Source organism: Acinetobacter kookii (assembly GCF_900096895.1).
In the GTDB taxonomy this organism is placed as follows: Bacteria; Pseudomonadota; Gammaproteobacteria; order Pseudomonadales; family Moraxellaceae; genus Acinetobacter; species Acinetobacter kookii.
Window position 1 is genome coordinate 114,217 of sequence record NZ_FMYO01000001.1, and the last position, 15,872, is coordinate 130,088.

A 15,872-nucleotide genomic window follows, 5' to 3' on the forward strand; every position below is an offset into this window, starting at 1 on the left:
GGTTTTAAGATACTTTTCTCCTGGCATTAAAAAACCTCCCAAGGGAGGCCTATTTAGCAATCTAATTAGGTGATTTTTGAATCTTCAAAATTTTTAGGGAGATTTAAATTTATTTTAAAATTCGCAATTTGATCAGCATTGCCCCAATCCCCATAAATAAGCGCTTTTACTTCAATTCCAGTATCTTCATATAGATGCTTATCCTTTAAAATTTTGAGAAACTTTTCTGCATCTTCATCACTTAGATAACCTATTTGAATACCACCTACAATCACCATAATTGCATAAGTGTATTCTGTGTTTGTGGTATCCATGATCAAAAGAGCATTGACAACTTTACTGACAGAATGATCAAGTTGAGGGCCAACTATTTCAATTATTGGTTCTTGAAAGTCAATTGCACTGTAAATTTGATGACCAAACTTATTTTTAGTCATTTCTTTAAACTTTCCACCGGACTTATATTGGGTGGGCTTCACCATGACAAAAAATGTTATTAGAACAATGATCAGAAGAAGAACTAGACCCATGACTCATACTCTTCACATGGGAAAGACAACAACACCTTAACACGAAAGGATGTACGTTCTTTAGATTTTGATCTGCCCTCACAATTTATTTAATTCAGAAGACAGATACTCAACGAGCTGCTTTTTGCACCCTATCTCAGGTATATCAAATACCCAATAACATGTAGATCTAGACCTGCATTTAAATATGACGGTCAAAGTATTGATTTCAATATAAGCATCTTCATCCCTAAGCTCTGCAAATAATCGCAGAGTTATTGAAAAAAACTTTAACTTATTGGCTATTTCATATTTTGATGGCTCATACTCCTTTAGAGCTTCATCATAAATAAACTCAAAGATCTCTTGGACCATAGTAATGTCCAGCAGTTTAACTTCGACTAATGAAGATAAATGAACACTTACCATTACGCTGTACAAAAAATGTATTGTGGCTTGTTCTAATTTTTAAAAGGTTGTAGATGCAAAAAAGCCCACCATCTGGCAAGCTTTTGTTGGTATAGAAAAAATTATGTTAAACACTTCACCTCAAGCTGATTATCATCTTGAGTGATTCTAATTTTAATCTTCTTGTATTTTCGCTTATTTGGTTCCATAGCTGATCCGACCACTTCTTCAAAGAATTTGCGATCTTTCATCAGCTCACCATACGCCTTATAGCCAATTAATATTTTTTCAGGTGTTTGATTTTTTGAGACCATATCACCAATAAGTTTATCTAATTTTTTTACATTGATATTTGGCATTTGAATTGAACCCAAACATTAAAAAAACATCATACTTTAATTTTATGAATATCTCATATCAAAAAAGCCCACCATTTGGCGAGCCCTTAAATTTAACTCTTTGGCTTCCGTATATACACTTCAGCCTGATCTGTAGCATCGCACAACTTCATATCTTTGGATATCCAAAATCTGTACTCAGCATCACCAACAATATATCTCTGCTTATAGTATTCCGAGGTCTTATTTTCTTCGATTTCCTTCGCATTAAAGAATCGTTTGTCAAATTCAACTACTTGACCGGATAAGTCACCACCAATACATATGTTCAATTCAATTGCCTTATGAATTAATAAATCCGCCATAAAAAAACCCAGTCTGGATAGACTGGGCTATAAACTTTGAATCTTTTTCGTTGGTAGCGGGAGCTGGATTTGAACCAACGACCTTCGGGTTATGAGCCCGACGAGCTACCAGACTGCTCCATCCCGCATCAACGAGTTAGCTTTATACGCTTTAACAACCAGTAATGCAAACTTTATTAGAAATATAGTCACTTACAGAAGCAATTAGATTAATTAATACCTTAACCAATACTCGACTCAGTCTTAAACAGCGGATGAGAAGCCCTATAAAGGCTCAATCTTCTTCTCTCATCTTCTAAAAAAGCCGTTGGCTCTTCCAACCATGTTGATACTCGTGAATCAAAATCTGAATTACCTAACACCCAATCAGAAATTGAGCCATATATAAAAGTATTATCGGCAAATACCAATTTTGCTTTATTAGGAATGTTACTTATAAGCACTTTGTGTGTTGGTAATGAGCCAAATACACTTATTTGAGTGTATCGGTATTTATAAAATTCTGACATAAAAAAAATTACTGAGTTGGTAGCCCACTATACCATCTACAATATGAAAAAACCCCGCATTTGCGAGGCTTTTAAATCGATCTAGTGCTTTAACGTACACTTCGGTCACTATAGCTGAAATATGCCATATCCCTTGCGCAAGGTCAATATCTCCACATTGCCTTTAATTTCATCGTTGTATACTATTTTCACTAATAATTTAGGCATTTCCTTGTTTATGTCAGATTTACAGCTTTCGCTAAGTGATTACCTTGCAACAGTCCAGGAAGTTATACGAATAACTTTTGATGAACCGGTATGGGTCAAAGCTGAAATTCGCAACCTGAGTATAAAAGGTGGCCACTACTATTTAGAGCTGGCAGAAAAAGAAGAAGATACAGATAAAGTCATCGCCAGTTGTAAAGCGACAATCTGGAAATCTGCTGCAGCAAAAATGGTATTGAGGTTTGAGCGAGAAAGTGGGATTGAATTATCCCGAGACCTGAATGTTCTGATTAAGGTTAAAGCTACTTTCAGCCCTCAATACGGTTTCTCAGTCAATGTTGAAGATATTGATTCGAGTTATACCTTAGGGGATATTGCACGGCGTTATCAGCAGATACTAGAACGCCTTACTAAAGAAGGTCTAGCCAATAAAAATAAACTTCTCCCTACTCCATTTGATATTCAAAATGTCCTGGTGATTGCACCTGAAAATGCAGCGGGTCTTGGTGACTTCAAGAAAGATGCCGATGCTTTAGATAAAGCCGGTGTTTGCCATTTCGTTTATCACAACGCGACCTTTCAGGGAAATACAGCTGCAGTTTCTATCATTAGTTCTCTGGGTGATGGTTTACGTCAATGGGCTAAAGACTTTAAAGCTGCACCAGATCTGATTGTAATCATTCGTGGTGGCGGTGCCGTGAATGATCTGGCTTATTTAAATGACTATGAATTGGCAGCTCTACTATGCAAACGCTCAGTTCCAATCTGGGTCGGTATTGGCCATGAAAAGGATCGGACCATCCTGGATGAAGTTGCACACCGGTCGTTTGATACACCCAGTAAAGTGATCGGGGGTATTCGTAATCTGATTGTTGAGCGCACTCAGGAAGTACTCGAGTCTTTCCACACGATCAAGCTTTTATCTCAGCACCAGATCACATCGTATCAAAGCCAGAATGACCACTTAATCAAAGTGATTAAGACCCATGCTCAAAACCAGATTAATGAAGCCAGCCGGTCTATAGAACTGATTAAAGACACAACACGATATTTGGCTCATCAGCAAATTAAATTAGCCTCTAACCAGATTGAGTCATTGATGCGTGAAACCCTATTACAAAATCCCCGGAATGTGATGGCCAAAGGTTACGGTATTGTCCGCAGCCAGAGCAAAGCTATCCGTTCCATCCATCAAATTTCAGGTGACAGCATCCAGGTAGAATTACAGGATGGTACCATTGAAGCCAACGTGATCCAGGTATTAAGCAATGACTAAAAAAGAATTAACGTTTAAAGAAGGCTATGAGGTTCTTAAGAAGAATGCTGAATTGCTTGAGTCGCAAGAAGAACCTGATATTGATAATTTAATGAAAATCGTTGAAGAGTCTATGTCCGCCTACAAAGCCTGTAAGTCACGTGTAGATGCAGTGCAACAGGCTTTGAATGAGACATTTAAGGAATAAAAAGTTTCATTCAAAGCTTATACATTTTGCTTTATTTGAATTTTCATCGCACAAAGTGAAAACCCAGATTTTTCTTAGCGTTTTTTACAAACAAAATTAGCTAAATCACTTTTGCTCGAACCTGGAACCAAATCAAACCATTTTGTAGAATTTGGCTTTATATATTTAACTGAAACATCACTTCCGCCAATTTCGCGCATTTTCATTTTTGTGCAGTTCGTTTCTGTCTTGGTGTAATAAGTATCATTTGGTCCTACACGTTTATGAATAGCAGTCACAATATTTCCATTACGCATTGATGCGAGCAAATAGTATTGACCTTTATCGCCAGATACGCTTCTCGGTATTAGGGTGTCTGCATGGCTAGTATGCACAACACCACATAAAGCTAAACCTATTAAAATTAGTTTATTCATGACTTCACCCATCTTTTATGAATCTTTAAATAAACCATTTTAAAATACTCAAATTAAAGTTTTATGAAATAAATCATATACTAAACAAAAATAAATCCTGCTTATGATGATATTGGCATTTTAAAACAGACTGTTTTAAAACTTAAATGTATTCAATAAACCCATACCGACTATGCAACGCAGCCAACCCACACTTCACATCCATCCGGGCATCTAACTGACTGCGTTCATCTGTCACCATCTCCGACCATGAGCAGCTGTAAAAATAACGGCTAATGATGGCATCCATCCAATCATCCAGTACTTCTGATTGCCCCTGCAGATCCAGGACCAGACGCTGGACTGCCCGAGCTTCGTTATCATCAATTTCACAGGTCATTTTCGTTTTACGTGGTTTAGGCGGTAAATAGTCACCTGTAAGATAATCCGCAATAATTTGCAGCTGCTGATCGGTATTAAGCTTTTTAGATTTCTTCACCTTCACAGCATTGTCCATAGCCACGGCGATAGGATTCACAGTGCGACCGCTTGAACTTGTGTTCGTATATAACCATGCCCCAAACTGCTGTAACCAGCCTTCTAAATCAAAACGTGACCAATCCACCGACTGTAAAATATGTTGCTTTGCTACTGCAGTACTCATCGTTATAAATCCCCAACCATCTTCTCTATTTGCTGAACCGCTAAACCTGACTTCACTTGCTCTGTACTAAACCGTATTACCTGGTAACCCATCATTACTGCAGCGTTGTATTTCTCCATATCCCCAATGTATCCCTTACCTCTCGTATGCCTACCACCACTCCAGATCCCACCCTCAACTTCAACCAATATCTTTTTACCTATCAGGTGAAAATCAGCTCTCCATTTCCGTTTTGGATGAAACTGATATTCCTGTTCAAAGTTGATTTTTAAGGCCCTTAACTCTCTGGCCAACTTTGCTTCAAACTCATTCGGTACTTTCTCACCCTTGACCTTAGGATGCTTAGAGCCTCGTTTAGGTTTAGGTACCCCAATCATTTTCTTGTATTCAGCAATTGAGTAGCTGGTCATGCATCTGTCCCACTGGCCAACTCTGCAAAAAGCTGTTTTGCGTGATCAGTTAGAGTAAATCCCTGTGGTGTTTCACCATCCTTTGCCACCAATCCCCAGTGAACCAGGCCATTGAGATAACGCTGCAGGCTGCGAATTGAAATCCCCATGTTTGGCTCTATCGCTGCATGTATTTGCTTAACAGAGATACGGCCTTTGGTTGACGCCATGGTTTTGAAGATCATCAGGTTTGTGTAGGTGCGCTCTGCATCCGTCATGCTGCAGCTCCCGGGAGTGATCCATTGAACCCAACCTGTTTCAAATACGGTTCCCATTTTTTGGCTTGTGCTGGATCTTCAAGTTTCACGGCAATACGAGCAGCGAGTTTTTCATAGGACTCACCCGGTTCAGAGAACTTGCTTGAGAACTCAGGATGTTGTGAAAGTTTCTGAGCAAAGGTTTGAATCTGTTTTTCAGAAAGCTGCTGAGATTTACCGCCGGTACCTGCAGGTTTTCCAGAAGTTGGATTTTGAGTATTCGAATACTTGGTTCTGTAGGCGTTAATCAACCAGTCAGCAAAGTGATAAATCATCAGATCATCACTCATGGGTTTTTCAGCGTTGTAATTCTCGAATGCTCGTTTTTCACGTTCCGCCCATTTCGAATTCATGATGGATTCAAAATCGATGCTGTCATCAGCCAGATAAATTTCTTCACAAAGTTTTTTAAAACAAAACCAGTCTTTTTTATTTTTAGATTCTTCTGGTAGGTTCTTTGATAGATTCCGTGTCCCAACGTTGGGACCCTTTAACGGAATTGTTGGGACCCTTTCATGGAATTGTTGGAACTGTTCCGTTGTTGGTACTGTTCCATTGTTGGTACTCTTTAAATCGGCTTTTTGATCTTTTAAGGGTTCCATTGTTGGTACTGTTTCACGGCCATTTACCCCAACCAATTGATACACTTTGACCTGTTTGGTTTTCCCTTTTCGCTCACCAGTATCTGCAATTAATCCATCTTCAATCAGCTCATCGATGATCTTTAAAACCGTTTTGCGGTCCATTTCTGTATCATCCACCAATCTAGACATGCTTGGATAAGCACAGTGATCTTCACCAGCCCGGTCCGCAAGTGATAGCAGCACTAATTTCTTGAGCGGTTTCAAAGCCCCACCTTTTTTAGTGGGTACTTCTACACTCCATGCCCATTTGCTGGCATCTAAGCTCATATTTAAACCTCAACTGCTTTTGGCTTCACGTATCCACCAAATGATTCAACTGAATTCGACTTCACCAGGCTTGATATGATCTGATCAGCCAGAAAAATTGTGATGCGAAATCTCCGGGCCATTAACTGGGATAATTCAATTTTGGTAACGGCGGCGTTGTTTTCGTCATAGCCCTTTTTGCGAAGGCTTAATTTCTTTTGTTCATGGATTTCATTCAGCACACGTAAAGCAGGTTCATAAAATGATTGAATGCCCTGCTGTTGCTTAAAATCCGGTTGTTTCTGGAACTGTCTATTCATGGATCACTCCGAGACAAATAATGCAATGGGTTGATCCAGACGGCGTTTGGCCTTGAGTTCAGCTGGTGATGCGAGCTGAATGTCATCTTTGTGAATAATCTGCCCACCGTCCAATCTGTAGTATTCATCTAGGACAAAATCCTCTACGGTTTCCAGGCTGTTATCTGCAATTCGATGTGAATACACCACCACATCCCCTTTAATAAAATCGTATTGCACGTAGGCATCATCCGGTGCCAGTCCTAAATTGAATTCCCGTTTTTCAATTTGCTGGACTAAGCAGGTATTACACTGTTCTTCTTTGTAGTCAGTGCATTTACCAGCACATAGATGTTGTGTTAAATTTGATTCCATGTTCATTTTTCCTTCATAGACTTGTGAACACACTGAAAAGCCTGACCTTTCCCGTTAGGCTTTTTCTTTTTGTGGGTTTTCGATACATGCTTGAATCTCTGCATCAAGCTGCCCTAATTTGATATGCATCTGGTGAATGATCTTCGACATGTCTTTAGCCTCACCTGATGTAATACGGCCATCTGCCATCATTTCGCGAAACTTACTCATCACATCCCCACCTTTCGTGCCAATACATAAGATTGTGTCGGTAAGCGCCATATCACGACATTCAGGAATATCTGGCAGATCGATTGCTATCTTGTCGTGTTCAGCAGCTAATGCCTGCAAGATTCGATAGTCACCAGTTAAGGCCATAAGCTTTGATGCTTCAGCAAGTGTTAAGTGGTGAGTCTCTGTATTTGGATTCACTTTGCTGTTGAGTACAGCCGGACTTTTAATTCCCATACGGGTTGCTAAAGCACTTGAACCGCCTGGATAGTCATGAACCGTGTTATATGCAGCATCGATAATGTTCATGTGAAATTCCTTCGAACGTATTTATTAAACAGCTGCCTTATTACCATTATGGTTATTACCTTGCTGAGCAGGATATAACCCAAAATGCTGCAAAACTTCCATTTCAGAAACTTGTCCATCACTTGCAGATGCCAAAGCTTTTCTAAGATTTTTTCTTGGTTCTTTATAACCGTACAACAAATGAGACTTTAAATATCCCACTGTGGTACCAGCATTTTTTGCATATTTTGCTAAGTCCTCAGGACTTTGATTAAGTATGAAATCTCGAAAATTCATAGATTGATCCTCTCGTATCAATCTAAATATTACCTTTTAGGTAATGTAAATACAACCTTTTTTCTTGTTTACCTTTTTGGTGATAAAACTACAATTGATAAATGTGACTTGTCACAAAGAATTAGGAAAAATATGGACAGCAAATCAATCAGATATAAAAATACGCGCTTACTTGTTGATCAAGTTGGTGGAGTATCCAGTTTTGCTGAAAAAATTGGAAAAGGACAATCACAAACAAGTCAGTTTGCTGGTACCAATCCAATCAAAGGAATTGGAAATAAAGTTGCTCGTGAAATTGAAGAAGCTTTTGGCAAGCCCCATGGCTGGTTGGATATTCCACATGAGGCAGAAGTCCAAAAAATTGAACCAAACGTCACTGCACCCTTTCCTATTGCTGGTCGACTCGTTCCTGTCATTTCCTGGGTACAAGCTGGTTCATGGACTACTGTAGATGCTGTTCCAGCTGGAACACAATTTGATGAATGGTTACCACCAAATCCTAAATGTGGCAAAAATGGCTATGGTTTAGAAGTTGTTGGTGAATCAATGCTTCCAGACTTCCGCCCAAGTGACAAAATATATGTGAATCCAGACTTTCAACCAAGTGAGTTGAAAACTGGCGATCTGGTGATTGTGTCATGTGAAGGTGATGCTGAAGCTACGTTCAAGAAACTAATTGTTGAAAGCGGCAATATGTATTTACAACCACTTAATCCAAATTGGCCAGAACAAACCATTCCATTAATGGATGGATGTAAGTTGGTGGGTAAGGTTGTTGGGTTGTATCGGGATGTTTAAAAAGTAAGTTACCGGTGACTTGGGGCGTTATGAATGCAAACAATTGAAATAAATTCCCGCAAGATCAGCCATGTGCTTTATCAGCACTACTTATTAACAGTGGTGCTTAAAACCGGTGAAAGGTTTCTCTACCGACTTCTTGAATCAAGTACGTTTACTAAATTTATAGAAGCAGCTGATAGAGACAAATTTTATAAAATAGAAATTGAAGCGAATAAGAAGTTTAGGCGTATTCAGCTTTTTATTTAGTTGAATAGAAATTGGATCGGTAAAGTTTATGGGTTGTATAGGGGCGGTAAAAAGTAAGGAAAATTCACCCTTTAAAGAACCTTATTTTAAATTGTATAACAGGGAAAACATTTAAAAAATTCATTCTTAATGGGTTTTAATTATTTAGAATAGCTAAGATAAATTTTTAAAATTTCTAAATTTCACTTTAAATTTTCAAATAAAATTATTAAAATTAATCATTTAAATATAAAATATATTTAACATTAATTTAATTGAAAATTTCAGGGGTTAGTTTTGGATAGTAGTAATATTAAAGATATTTCACAAATGTTTTCCCAAGGCGTTTTTGAACCATATATTAAATTTATTGAATTCTCCAACTTTAAAAATTTTCAAGAAAAAACTAGATTGACATTAGATTTTCCTATTACTGTACTTGTTGGTGGAAATGGAACCAATAAAAGTTCAATACTAAAAGCGCTTGAATCTTGTTGTCCAGATAAAATTATTAGTAATCGATGGTTTTCTACAGACGTAGATGCTATTTCTCACGATCCAGTTCCTCAGTTTTGGTATGCACACAATTTAAAATCAGGTAAAGAAATTCAAGAAGCTCAAGTTTTAGTTGCAAAATATAAAAGAGACGGAAACCCCGATTATTGGGAAAAGGCTAGACCTCTTACAGGTTTAGGCATGGATAAACTACCTGATGATCCATCTTCTAAGAAGAAATGGGGGGTAACTACTAGATGGCCACAAATCGACAAAAAAGTTTCCTATCTTACATTTAGAGAAACTATTAGTGCTTTTGATAAGTTTTTTTATTATGGAGACACTGTTGAAAAATACAGTCAAACAGCTTCTAGAAAAAAACATATACGTAGATATTCAAAATATTTAAATAAAGTTATTGTTCAAAACTTACAAGAATATACTTTCCGAAATAAACAAAAAGTTATCTCAAATTATAATGTTAATAATATAGCTTTAAAATATATTTCTGAAATTCTTCAATCCAACTATACAAATATTCAAATTGTTGAGCATACCTTTTTTAATTGCACAGGTATAACTTGTAAAATTAAAAAAGATGAAGTCGAATATACCGAAGCTTTTGCAGGAAGTGGAGAGTTTGCGGTTATAAAAATTGTTCATGAAATCTTGAAAGCTGATCCAAAAAGTCTAATTTTATTAGATGAACCCGAAGTATCTTTACATCCTGGAGCTCAAACACGCTTAAAAAATTTTTTGCTCGAACAATGTAAACTTAAACAACTCCAAATTGTAATAGCTACTCACTCTCCAACATTTATTGAAGGATTACCTAATAAATCAATCAAAACATTACATTTAAATCCTTCAAGTAAGAAAATTGAAATTAATGATAAAGGCTGTAATGCTGAAGAGGCTTTTTTTCATTTAGGGCATATTACTAACAATAAAATTAGATTTATTGTTGAAGATAAACTTGCCAAATCTTTAATTGAATACGCTACAAATGAATTTACAGCAGCTCAAAAAAGTCTTTTTGAAGTTGAATTTTATAAAGGTGGAGCATTTGATATCCTTAATAATTTTGCAGTTGTATATGCTCTTGCAGAAAATTATCAAGTATTTCTTTATCTTGATGGGGATCAACGGCGTAATACCTTACCAGATTTAGCGGATTTAACAGAAAAAGATAAACTCCAACTTTCACATGATATTAATAAATTTTGTGATGGAAAATTAGAGATTCCACAAAATAGTAATATGTCTCAACAAGACAAGATCGAACTTAACATGAAAGTTATCAAATGGTTAAAAAGTCAGGTTATTTTTTTACCTACTAATGGAAATCCAGAAAGTTTGATTTGGGAAAAAATGATTTCCGATCATAAAGAACAAATTGATACTACTGTACATGATCCAAAACTTAAATTTAGAGAATTAGCAATTAAGACGTTGCCATTATCTACACTAGATAGTGATATGATTTATTTTACCCAGCTGCTCTCGCTTAAGACTATACCTCAAAATAATTCAGAACTAGAAGAAATTAGACAATCTATTTTAGAGAAGATAACAAGTTAAGTTGTTATCTTCTCTAATGAGTTTTTAATAGAAATTGCATGCTGTCTAATAAATTCTGGTGGAAGAGCATTACCAATCATTAAGGCAATTGCTCCTTGTGACACATTTGGAAATTTATAATCTTTAGGAAAGGTTTGCAAAAGGGAAGCCTCTCTTAAAGTAATACATCTATCCTCTTCAGGGTGCAAAAACCGCCCCTTTGAAGGTGAAGAACAGCCACCAGTAATTGTTGGAGAAACATCGTCCCATTTCATTCGACCATACACGTCAGCAAATTGATTTGGCTTTTTTTTATGGCATTCGAGGATCAAGTGATCTGGTAACTCCTTTCTACTTCCCCCATCTTTAGGTATAGCAGCGATTAATTCCATTACTTTTTTTGTTCTCTTTTGAGGATAATCATGAAGCCAATCACCTGATAGCCCTGCTGTACCTAAATTTGCTCTAGTAAAGCATTCTCTTAATGTAACTTTTTTATCTGATAAGGGGGTCTGTTCTATTTCTGTAATTCTTGATGATTTCACAATCATTCTTTTTCTGCGTTGTGGAACACCATAATCTGCCGCATTTTCTACTTGAACAGTTTTATCATTTACGATGTATCCTAAAGAAGATAATTTTTTAAGGAAAAACTCCATTCGATAATCGTTCACTAAGGCTGGAACATTTTCAAGCATAATAGCTTTAGGTTTAAGTCCTTCTATAAGTCTTAAAAATTCAAAAATAAGCTCATTTCTAACATCTTCTTGAGCTAACATTTTTTTTCGTGTTCTAAGTGTGGAAAATCCTTGACACGGTGGACAACCTGCAAGTAAGTCTAAGTCACCTTTTTTAATATTTAAATCTTTTAAAATTTTTTCGGCACTAAGCTCACGTATATCTGACTCAAAGCATATACTATCACTGTGATTTAGTCGGTATGTTTGAGCAGCTACTTTATTCAGCTCAATACCCGCCAATACATTAAATCCTGCCTGCTTCAAGCCTTCAGTCAACCCTCCAGCTCCACAAAATAAATCTATAGCAGTCAGTGATTTAAAAGCCATTTTCACATCCAAAAAAAAGATAAACCACCCGATAAAGGTGATTTAATATTAACCTAATACAGCTTATAATTGTATAGTGGTAAATCTAAAAGTGTTTTTTTTAAACACATCAATTGAATATATATGTAAATAATAAAAGAATAACTTAATGAAACAAATCACTACTCTTATTCCCCTACTCTTTTCCTTAGCCCTCATAGGCTGCCAAAAACAACCAGAGGAAGTAACTACAGCTGCTACGGGTAAAACTAATCTTGTAGCAAAAGCCGAATTTGAGAAGTCAGATGCAATTATAAATACCTACTTGGACAAGCTGGATAATGCTGAAACCCCACAAGCGGAAAGAACTCAAATACTCTGTAAGGACTACCCTACTGAATACAAAACCAATTACATGCCGGCCTTACTTAAGTTGTCACCCACTGAATATACGCGAGCACAACTATTGAAGGATCTGGACATAGCTTTGGACTACTACAAGAAAAAAGATAATATTGAATGCCAAAGTTAAGCCTATCTACATAAGCCAACTTCGGTGGGTTTCTTATTTCTGAAATATTAAATGGTTATTCTTTACTCAAGATCTCATACGAAGACGGGATCTGTAATGACAAAGCAATACCTATCTCGAACCCACTATATGTGGGTTTTCTTTTGTCTACTATAAAACAAAAACACCTTAAAGATAATAAAAAGATAATTTACCTATTGCAATAAATTACCTTTTAGGTAATATTTATATCACCAGATAACAAAAAAGTCCCAACACTTGCAGGCAGAGGGACTTTTACTCAAAGAGTGAGATAAGTATGAACCAAACACCTTCCCATAGTCAAACCCCAGAGTTTGGCCATATCCCGCAAACCGGGATTCTTTACCAGCAGCCGCCTTCTAGTGAGCAGATTGCTCGGGCAAATCGCTGGAACAAGTTCAAAGCTTTTATGCGTGATGCGATTGCAGTAGTGGTTTTTAGTTCGCCAATTTTAGCAACACCTTTCATGGTCCGCAGTTGTTCAGATGATGTGGATCGTCAGACCTTGCAGGCGGTTAAGTTTCAGATGGAGGTAAGCAAATGACTACTTCTACTCAAAAATTCTCTGAATACCTGGGCGGCTTTGAACAAAACAACATGTCCATGCGTCTTGGCCACACTGTTTATGTTGAACAAGGTAAAGACATCTTCGCTGAAGATCGTAAAACCGGTGAGCTTCAAAAAGTCACTCTTGAAGAACAAGTTGCCAAGCCTTGGATCCGTCAAAACTTTGACCGTGAACGTGCTTTCCAACGTCGTAAGGCTTTGGCCATGGGTTTGCAGAGTTCACATATTCCATTGCGTGAACGTCGTGCGTACAAAAAACGTATGGGCTGGGTTGGGGCTTAAGGGGAATTATCATGACTGTATTTTTTAAGAAAGCTGAACGCAAAAACGCGAAATTACGCCTTGCCCTTGCCGGTCCTACCGGTTCAGGTAAAACCTTAGGTGCACTCCTTTTAGCTAAAGGAATTGGGGGACGAATTGCTGTAGCTGATACAGAAAACAGTAGTGCTGAGCTGTATGAAGATGTTGTTGAATTTGAACATGCCAACATTCAACCGCCCTACACGCCTGAAAAATTTATTGATGCTATTCATGCTGCTGAGAAAGCAGGTTTTGATACCTTAATCCTGGACAGTATTACTCATGAATGGTCTGGCGTTGGCGGCTGTTTGGAGATTGTCGACAAACTTTCCGGTACCACTTTCAAAGGTAATAGCTGGGGTGCATGGAGTCAGGTTACACCACGTCATCGCAAGTTTATCGATGCAATGCTTCAGTCCAGCATCAATATCATTGTGACCATGCGCAGCAAAATGGATACCGTTCAGGTTGATGCAGGCAACGGTAAAAAGAAAGTCGAAAAAGTGGGCATGAAAGCTGAACAGCGCGATGGAATTGAATATGAATTCACTACCGTTCTGGATCTAACCCATGACAACTATGCGGTTAGAACAAAGGATCGTACCCGCATTTTTAGTGAGCCTATGGTTCTTTCTGAACAGGCTGGCATATTGCTCAAACAATGGCTTAGCTCTGGATCTGCTGATGCATGTATCAATGGTAATCAATTCTTAGAACTTGAAGCACTTATGCAACAAGCTGGGATTGATATTGAAAAGTATTGTGCCAAACGTGGACTAAATAGCCTTCACGATGTTCAACAGCAGAAGTTTGATGAGACATGTGCTGGTATTCACTCAATCATTCAACGTACTCAACAAGCACAACAAGCTAATGAACAGCAACTACATGCCGAGAATGAAGCACGTTTAGAAAATGATTATCAGGCTGCGTTAAAAGACATTCAAAATGCCAACCAGATTAATGATCTTAATCGTCCTGCTACCTACTTCAAAGGCACAAAGTACGAACAACAAATTTTAAATGCCTGCCAGGCTAAATCAGATATGGAGGGATGGTCAGCATGAATATCTTAAATAGTAATGAAGCTTTTGCAGCAATGATGGCGGGTCGGAATATCATGTGCCGCGCTATTGGTGAATTGATCGAATTCACTGATATCGATCAGTTCCCTGCCAACATCTTTGCTAAACCTGGTTATGAGTTTTGCATCAAAGTTGAAACCATGGAGTTGGCTGGTATTACATTCACCAAGCCTTTAACTCCTGATGATGTAGCGGAAGGTCAGGAAATATTCATTGTCTATCCCGACCATATTTCCCAGGTTAAATACAGCAAACAGTGCATGGAATACTTCGCATCTGTGCGTAATGGTTTCGCCCAGGCAGATAAAGGAAATGCAGAACTACAGCTGCAGGCAATTGGCGAGCTGTTTGGACGGAACATCTTTTATCCACCAACAATTGACAATACAGGTAAAACCAAAAAACGTCGTAGCCGTAAAACAGAAGAACCAGCTGCAAATGACCAAAACTCAACATCAAATGATGTAGAAGAAAAGACATTTGAAAGCCAGTCTAATATTCAGATTACCGAGCCAGGTCCAGTTACTGCAGTAGAAGAAAATTTAACAGAAGAATTTGTTGAAACTGATGTGGTGAAATTGGTTGAGAAGTTTACGGCTCAAATTGATGAATGCACAACAACACGGGATGTTTTGGCTCTACGCCATGTCTTTATGGCTAATGGCCATCTGGAGCGTGAAGATCAACAACACTTGTGCAAGCTGACTGAAGATAAATTACTTGAACTTGACCCTGAGCAATACACGCCTAAGGTTGAACTGGTTAATGATTTAAGCGTTGATGAACTTAAGCGACTGCAACAAGAGGCTGAAAGTCTCATTCAATCCCAAAAAGATGAGCATCTGGAACCGCCAGTTCAGGCCGATGTAGACAATATTCACCAGGTGTTACTAAATGAATTACTTGGAAATGTTGCCAATGCAGCTACACCAATAGAAGCCAATACTCAAATCAAGTACACCAAGCACTGGACCGAAGAACAGCGCAAGCCATTAATTAATGCAATCAATAAACGCCTGGTCGAGCTTAATCCCCCTAAGGCTCAATCATCACTCGCAGTTCGTATTCAGAAAGCTGAAGACCTGACTGAGTTGGATGCCCTAGAAATCGATGTATCGGCATGTGATCTGGAAATTCAACCAAGATTAATGGAACTGGTTGAGAAGCGTCGACTTGAATTGGATCCTTTTACTGCGGCAATTGGTGAGCCTTAATGAGCTACCAATATTCATCCATCACCCGTGTGCTGCTTGTGCAGCACAATGGCCGGGTTAAGACATACAAGAACATCAATCTTTTTGGTATTGAAGATTGTATTCA

General features: G+C 37.9%; 24 protein-coding genes and 1 tRNA gene. 10 read left to right on the forward strand and 15 right to left on the reverse strand.

All coding sequences use genetic code 11. The annotated features are described in order from the left end of the window. Nucleotides 1-65 precede the first annotated feature (65 nt). The 5 genes from BLP85_RS00565 to BLP85_RS00590 form a co-directional block, all read right to left on the reverse strand. On the reverse strand, nt 66-530 hold the full coding sequence (locus tag BLP85_RS00565; protein ID WP_092818206.1) for a hypothetical protein: 465 nt from the start codon (nt 528-530) through the stop codon (nt 66-68). Nucleotides 531-1,039: 509 nt separating this feature from the next. Next, a complete protein-coding gene (locus BLP85_RS00575) occupies nt 1,040-1,276 on the reverse strand; it encodes a hypothetical protein (protein ID WP_092818208.1) in 237 nt (78 codons plus the stop codon). Between the two features lie 92 nt (nt 1,277-1,368). Then, nucleotides 1,369-1,620, reverse strand: coding sequence for a hypothetical protein (locus BLP85_RS00580; protein ID WP_228143233.1), 252 nt, complete (start codon nt 1,618-1,620; stop codon nt 1,369-1,371). A 51-nt stretch (nt 1,621-1,671) separates the two neighbouring features. After that, nucleotides 1,672-1,748, reverse strand: a tRNA-Met gene (locus tag BLP85_RS00585). 93 nt (nt 1,749-1,841) lie between these two features. Next, entirely contained in the window at nt 1,842-2,129 is a 288-nt protein-coding gene (locus BLP85_RS00590) for a hypothetical protein (protein ID WP_092818210.1), read from the reverse strand. A 217-nt stretch (nt 2,130-2,346) separates the two neighbouring features. Between BLP85_RS00590 and xseA the strand changes: the two genes are divergently transcribed. Next, nucleotides 2,347-3,609 (forward strand): exodeoxyribonuclease VII large subunit, encoded by a 1,263-nt coding sequence (gene xseA, locus BLP85_RS00595; RefSeq protein WP_092818211.1) that lies wholly within the window; start codon nt 2,347-2,349, stop codon nt 3,607-3,609. Further along, complete coding sequence (gene xseB, locus BLP85_RS00600) at nt 3,602-3,796, forward strand: exodeoxyribonuclease VII small subunit (protein WP_009586282.1); 195 nt, start codon at nt 3,602-3,604, stop codon at nt 3,794-3,796. Before xseA ends, xseB begins: the two co-directional genes overlap by 8 nt. A gap of 74 nt (nt 3,797-3,870) precedes the next feature. Here the strand turns inward: xseB and BLP85_RS00605 are convergent, their stop codons facing one another. From BLP85_RS00605 to BLP85_RS00645, 9 genes are all read right to left on the reverse strand, one after another. Further along, a complete protein-coding gene (locus tag BLP85_RS00605; RefSeq protein ID WP_092818938.1) occupies nt 3,871-4,212 on the reverse strand; it encodes a hypothetical protein in 342 nt (113 codons plus the stop codon). Nucleotides 4,213-4,354: 142 nt separating this feature from the next. Next, the gene (locus BLP85_RS00610; protein ID WP_092818212.1) at nt 4,355-4,855 is read right to left on the reverse strand and encodes a hypothetical protein; all 501 of its coding nucleotides are present in this window, start codon (nt 4,853-4,855) and stop codon (nt 4,355-4,357) included. A gap of 2 nt (nt 4,856-4,857) precedes the next feature. After that, nucleotides 4,858-5,265, reverse strand: coding sequence for a DUF559 domain-containing protein (locus tag BLP85_RS00615; RefSeq protein WP_092818213.1), 408 nt, complete (start codon nt 5,263-5,265; stop codon nt 4,858-4,860). Beyond that, nucleotides 5,262-5,522: a helix-turn-helix domain-containing protein gene (locus BLP85_RS00620; RefSeq protein ID WP_092818214.1), complete on the reverse strand. Its 261-nt coding sequence runs from the start codon at nt 5,520-5,522 to the stop codon at nt 5,262-5,264. Before BLP85_RS00620 ends, BLP85_RS00615 begins: the two co-directional genes overlap by 4 nt. Further along, the gene (locus tag BLP85_RS00625) at nt 5,519-6,472 is read right to left on the reverse strand and encodes a helix-turn-helix domain-containing protein (protein WP_092818215.1); all 954 of its coding nucleotides are present in this window, start codon (nt 6,470-6,472) and stop codon (nt 5,519-5,521) included. The genes BLP85_RS00620 and BLP85_RS00625 overlap by 4 nt, the downstream gene beginning before the upstream one ends. A 2-nt stretch (nt 6,473-6,474) precedes the next feature. Next, nucleotides 6,475-6,771: a hypothetical protein gene (locus BLP85_RS00630; RefSeq protein WP_092818216.1), complete on the reverse strand. Its 297-nt coding sequence runs from the start codon at nt 6,769-6,771 to the stop codon at nt 6,475-6,477. A gap of 3 nt (nt 6,772-6,774) precedes the next feature. After that, nucleotides 6,775-7,125 (reverse strand): hypothetical protein, encoded by a 351-nt coding sequence (locus tag BLP85_RS00635; RefSeq protein ID WP_228143234.1) that lies wholly within the window; start codon nt 7,123-7,125, stop codon nt 6,775-6,777. Between the two features lie 54 nt (nt 7,126-7,179). After that, nucleotides 7,180-7,644 (reverse strand): phage regulatory CII family protein, encoded by a 465-nt coding sequence (locus BLP85_RS00640; protein WP_092818219.1) that lies wholly within the window; start codon nt 7,642-7,644, stop codon nt 7,180-7,182. A 24-nt stretch (nt 7,645-7,668) separates the two neighbouring features. Then, the gene (locus tag BLP85_RS00645; protein ID WP_092818221.1) at nt 7,669-7,920 is read right to left on the reverse strand and encodes a hypothetical protein; all 252 of its coding nucleotides are present in this window, start codon (nt 7,918-7,920) and stop codon (nt 7,669-7,671) included. A gap of 132 nt (nt 7,921-8,052) precedes the next feature. Here BLP85_RS00645 and BLP85_RS00650 point away from each other — a divergent pair, with 132 nt between their 5' ends. From BLP85_RS00650 to BLP85_RS00660, 3 genes are all read left to right on the forward strand, one after another. Then, nucleotides 8,053-8,718 (forward strand): LexA family protein, encoded by a 666-nt coding sequence (locus tag BLP85_RS00650; RefSeq protein ID WP_092818223.1) that lies wholly within the window; start codon nt 8,053-8,055, stop codon nt 8,716-8,718. 33 nt (nt 8,719-8,751) lie between these two features. Continuing rightward, complete coding sequence (locus BLP85_RS00655) at nt 8,752-8,967, forward strand: hypothetical protein (protein ID WP_092818225.1); 216 nt, start codon at nt 8,752-8,754, stop codon at nt 8,965-8,967. Nucleotides 8,968-9,243: 276 nt separating this feature from the next. Next, the gene (locus BLP85_RS00660) at nt 9,244-11,022 is read left to right on the forward strand and encodes an ATP-dependent nuclease (protein WP_143002173.1); all 1,779 of its coding nucleotides are present in this window, start codon (nt 9,244-9,246) and stop codon (nt 11,020-11,022) included. Here the strand turns inward: BLP85_RS00660 and BLP85_RS00665 are convergent. Then, entirely contained in the window at nt 11,019-12,068 is a 1,050-nt protein-coding gene (locus tag BLP85_RS00665; RefSeq protein ID WP_092818227.1) for a DNA cytosine methyltransferase, read from the reverse strand. The two genes, BLP85_RS00660 and BLP85_RS00665, sit on opposite strands and share 4 nt — an antisense overlap. A gap of 148 nt (nt 12,069-12,216) precedes the next feature. Between BLP85_RS00665 and BLP85_RS00670 the strand changes: the two genes are divergently transcribed. The 5 genes from BLP85_RS00670 (at nt 12,217) to BLP85_RS00690 (ending at nt 15,766) form a co-directional block, all read left to right on the forward strand. Next, nucleotides 12,217-12,579: a hypothetical protein gene (locus tag BLP85_RS00670; protein ID WP_092818228.1), complete on the forward strand. Its 363-nt coding sequence runs from the start codon at nt 12,217-12,219 to the stop codon at nt 12,577-12,579. A 298-nt stretch (nt 12,580-12,877) separates the two neighbouring features. Next, nucleotides 12,878-13,144 (forward strand): hypothetical protein, encoded by a 267-nt coding sequence (locus BLP85_RS00675; RefSeq protein ID WP_092818230.1) that lies wholly within the window; start codon nt 12,878-12,880, stop codon nt 13,142-13,144. Then, nucleotides 13,141-13,449, forward strand: coding sequence for a hypothetical protein (locus BLP85_RS00680; protein ID WP_092818231.1), 309 nt, complete (start codon nt 13,141-13,143; stop codon nt 13,447-13,449). Before BLP85_RS00675 ends, BLP85_RS00680 begins: the two co-directional genes overlap by 4 nt. A gap of 11 nt (nt 13,450-13,460) precedes the next feature. Beyond that, a complete protein-coding gene (locus BLP85_RS00685) occupies nt 13,461-14,534 on the forward strand; it encodes an ATP-binding protein (protein WP_092818233.1) in 1,074 nt (357 codons plus the stop codon). After that, a complete protein-coding gene (locus BLP85_RS00690) occupies nt 14,531-15,766 on the forward strand; it encodes a hypothetical protein (RefSeq protein ID WP_092818235.1) in 1,236 nt (411 codons plus the stop codon). The genes BLP85_RS00685 and BLP85_RS00690 overlap by 4 nt, the downstream gene beginning before the upstream one ends. Nucleotides 15,767-15,872: the final 106 nt, after the last annotated feature.

Coding starts and splice junctions, on each gene's coding strand:
- BLP85_RS00565 (WP_092818206.1), bottom strand. CDS start 530: ATGGGTCTAGTTCTTCTTCTGATCATTGTTCTAATAACATTTTTTGTC.
- BLP85_RS00575 (WP_092818208.1), bottom strand. CDS start 1,276: ATGCCAAATATCAATGTAAAAAAATTAGATAAACTTATTGGTGATATG.
- BLP85_RS00580 (WP_228143233.1), bottom strand. CDS start 1,620: ATGGCGGATTTATTAATTCATAAGGCAATTGAATTGAACATATGTATT.
- BLP85_RS00590 (WP_092818210.1), bottom strand. CDS start 2,129: ATGTCAGAATTTTATAAATACCGATACACTCAAATAAGTGTATTTGGC.
- xseA (WP_092818211.1), top strand. CDS start 2,347: ATGTCAGATTTACAGCTTTCGCTAAGTGATTACCTTGCAACAGTCCAG.
- xseB (WP_009586282.1), top strand. CDS start 3,602: ATGACTAAAAAAGAATTAACGTTTAAAGAAGGCTATGAGGTTCTTAAG.
- BLP85_RS00605 (WP_092818938.1), bottom strand. CDS start 4,212: ATGAATAAACTAATTTTAATAGGTTTAGCTTTATGTGGTGTTGTGCAT.
- BLP85_RS00610 (WP_092818212.1), bottom strand. CDS start 4,855: ATGAGTACTGCAGTAGCAAAGCAACATATTTTACAGTCGGTGGATTGG.
- BLP85_RS00615 (WP_092818213.1), bottom strand. CDS start 5,265: ATGACCAGCTACTCAATTGCTGAATACAAGAAAATGATTGGGGTACCT.
- BLP85_RS00620 (WP_092818214.1), bottom strand. CDS start 5,522: ATGACGGATGCAGAGCGCACCTACACAAACCTGATGATCTTCAAAACC.
- BLP85_RS00625 (WP_092818215.1), bottom strand. CDS start 6,472: ATGAGCTTAGATGCCAGCAAATGGGCATGGAGTGTAGAAGTACCCACT.
- BLP85_RS00630 (WP_092818216.1), bottom strand. CDS start 6,771: ATGAATAGACAGTTCCAGAAACAACCGGATTTTAAGCAACAGCAGGGC.
- BLP85_RS00635 (WP_228143234.1), bottom strand. CDS start 7,125: ATGGAATCAAATTTAACACAACATCTATGTGCTGGTAAATGCACTGAC.
- BLP85_RS00640 (WP_092818219.1), bottom strand. CDS start 7,644: ATGAACATTATCGATGCTGCATATAACACGGTTCATGACTATCCAGGC.
- BLP85_RS00645 (WP_092818221.1), bottom strand. CDS start 7,920: ATGAATTTTCGAGATTTCATACTTAATCAAAGTCCTGAGGACTTAGCA.
- BLP85_RS00650 (WP_092818223.1), top strand. CDS start 8,053: ATGGACAGCAAATCAATCAGATATAAAAATACGCGCTTACTTGTTGAT.
- BLP85_RS00655 (WP_092818225.1), top strand. CDS start 8,752: ATGCAAACAATTGAAATAAATTCCCGCAAGATCAGCCATGTGCTTTAT.
- BLP85_RS00665 (WP_092818227.1), bottom strand. CDS start 12,068: ATGGCTTTTAAATCACTGACTGCTATAGATTTATTTTGTGGAGCTGGA.
- BLP85_RS00670 (WP_092818228.1), top strand. CDS start 12,217: ATGAAACAAATCACTACTCTTATTCCCCTACTCTTTTCCTTAGCCCTC.
- BLP85_RS00675 (WP_092818230.1), top strand. CDS start 12,878: ATGAACCAAACACCTTCCCATAGTCAAACCCCAGAGTTTGGCCATATC.
- BLP85_RS00680 (WP_092818231.1), top strand. CDS start 13,141: ATGACTACTTCTACTCAAAAATTCTCTGAATACCTGGGCGGCTTTGAA.
- BLP85_RS00685 (WP_092818233.1), top strand. CDS start 13,461: ATGACTGTATTTTTTAAGAAAGCTGAACGCAAAAACGCGAAATTACGC.
- BLP85_RS00690 (WP_092818235.1), top strand. CDS start 14,531: ATGAATATCTTAAATAGTAATGAAGCTTTTGCAGCAATGATGGCGGGT.